The organism is Campylobacter concisus (assembly GCF_002913225.1).
GTDB classification, from domain to species: domain Bacteria; phylum Campylobacterota; class Campylobacteria; order Campylobacterales; family Campylobacteraceae; genus Campylobacter_A; species Campylobacter_A concisus_J.
Genome location: NZ_PPAW01000066.1, coordinates 1 through 450, shown reverse-complemented (window position 1 = coordinate 450; position 450 = coordinate 1). Strand labels below are relative to the sequence as shown.

Annotated in this window: 1 protein-coding gene; it reads left to right on the top strand. The window is 34.9% G+C overall.

What is annotated here, in order from left to right; genetic code table 11:
• Window positions 1-440, top strand: a 440-nt coding sequence (locus CYP26_RS09700; protein ID WP_141090095.1) for a methyltransferase, incomplete at its 5' end; no start/stop codon positions are given.
• Between the last annotated feature and the right edge of the window lie 10 nt (window positions 441-450).

Sequence of the window (450 nt, the reverse complement as noted above, 5' to 3'; positions counted from 1 at the left end):
TGCTAGCTCTAAAAACAAAGGCAAATATCGTAGCGACAGACATCAACGAAAAAGCTTTGATGCTTGCTAAAAAAAATGCAGATAAATTTGATGTAGGTGGGAGGATCAAATTTTTAAACTGCTCTTATGTGGATGAAATTTTAGAAGATATTGATATTTTAGTTTCAAATCCGCCATATATTGCAAGAGGCTATAAACTTAGTAAATTTGTACTAAATGAGCCAGAAAGTGCGATCTTTGGAGGTGAAGTAGGAGATGAAATCTTAAAAGACATTATTCTCATTGCCAAAGATCGTAATATCAAAAACGTTGCTTGTGAGATGGGGTACGATCAAAAAGCAAGTATGCAAAAATTCTTAGAGGCCAATGGTTTTGAATATAGCTGTTACAAGGATTTGGCTGGCTTTGATAGAGGCTTTTGCGCGAAGTTAAAACTATAAAGGAGAGAGT